The 1594-nt window shown below is 62.5% G+C and carries 2 protein-coding genes; both read left to right on the top strand.

From position 1 onward, the window contains the following. Nucleotides 1-342: 342 nt before the first annotated feature. Nucleotides 343-1080, top strand: a complete 738-nt coding sequence (locus AC1DW9_RS36580) for an outer membrane protein (protein ID WP_441508678.1) — start codon at nucleotides 343-345, stop codon at nucleotides 1078-1080. A 303-nt stretch (nucleotides 1081-1383) separates the two neighbouring features. Further along, nucleotides 1384-1594 (top strand): cysteine rich repeat-containing protein (locus AC1DW9_RS36575; RefSeq protein ID WP_476855408.1); only part of this gene is annotated, 211 nt, incomplete at its 3' end.

Genomic DNA, 1594 nt, shown 5'->3' with positions numbered 1-1594 from the left:
GGCCTGGTACACTATCTTTCGATGACGGCACCGCATGCGTGATTTATCGCGCATGAGCACTCAGCAAGAGCATCGATGGCCTGAACTGGAGTGACTTCCTCAACCGCGATGGAACGCCCGTCCCCACGCCGCCCCATGCCGGAGGTCTGGGCCCCACGGGCGCCCGTTGGGATTGGCATGCTCTGGGCAGTCGTTTTTTGGACTCATAGAGCGAAGTGATCAAAATATCGCAGTCCGTAACATTCGGCACTTCATTGGGAAGTGGCACGGATTATTCGGGTTCTCTGCCGTTACTTCATATGGAACAGATTGACTTGCGTATCCCTGACCTCGGAGGACATCATGCGACTAGGTCTTGTATCCACCGCCGTTCTTGCGACGTGCCTGGCAACGTCGGCCTTCTCCGCCGACCTTCCCAGCCGCCAGGCGCCGCCTCCCCCGATCGTCTACGCGCCCCTGTTCACCTGGGCTGGTCTTTATGTCGGTCTCAACGCCGGCGTGGGCTGGGCTGACTCGGGCGAGATCGCCGTCAACGGGCCGACTGCTGGCTCTTCCAGCGTCCTGAGCGGTGTCGGCGGTGGTGATGGCAGGTTCGTCGGTGGCGGCCAGATCGGCTATAACTGGCAGTCCGGCGCGATCGTCTACGGCCTTGAGACCGATATCCAGTATGTCGATACAGGCGGTAGCGTGGCGTGGGGCCAATACACCTGGTGGGCCGGTAGAGGCGGCGGTGACGGCGCCTATTTCGGCACCGTGCGCGCCCGCATCGGCTATGCCTTCGACCGGACCCTGGTCTACATCACCGGCGGTCTGGCCTATGGCGGCCTGAACACCAACCCGCTGACCGGCAACACGACGAGCAATGCCGGCTGGACCATCGGCGGCGGTGTCGAATACGCCTTCACCAATAACTGGACGGTCAAGCTCGAAGGTCTCTACGTCGATACCGGCGAGGGCAGGAGGGCCCAGGTCTTCGAAAACCCCGCGGGCGGCGTGCTGCCGGCCGGAACCTATACCGCGGTCAGCAATGGCGGCGGCGGCGCCGGACTCCTGCGCGTCGGCGTGAACTACAAGTTCTGAGCCGGGCACTCTGATCTGCAAACAGCCCGGCCGATGCGCCGGGCTGCTTTTCCCTTCATCCGGGCGCACAGATTGGAGACCGAGCTTCGACACCAGTGGCTTGGCCTCTTGTCCCGACCGGTCCCATCAAGACGAATCCCGCAAGCTGCCGACGTGTTCTGGTGCCGGCGGCCCAGATGTCTTTGTGCGCACCCTGATCGATCAACTCATCGCTCCTGGCGTTTGCCCATAGCAAGATCGCCGGCTTCCTTTGAAATCGCATATTCGGGCGCGATTACACCGAACGAAAACAGGGAGACGATCGTGCGTCTACGCAGAGCCCTCGCCGCAGCCTGTCTGCTGGCCCCCATGGTGATCCCGTTGGCCGTTTCGGCCCAGACGCTCACCTTCGCCGAAGCCTATGACCGTCTGGCGAAGGCCTGCGGTTCGGACATCGACAAGCTTTGCTCGAAGGTTTCGCTTGGCGGCGGCGCCGTCAAAACGTGCCTTGATCGGAACCAGGCGCGGCTATCGG

The sequence above is a fragment of the Allobosea sp. P4_E12 genome (assembly GCF_056401655.1).
This window is presented reverse-complemented; position numbering and strand designations above follow the sequence as displayed.

Excerpts from the sequence above, each read along its gene's own strand:
- AC1DW9_RS36580 (WP_441508678.1), top strand. The coding sequence starts at position 343 with ATGCGACTAGGTCTTGTATCCACCGCCGTTCTTGCGACGTGCCTGGCA.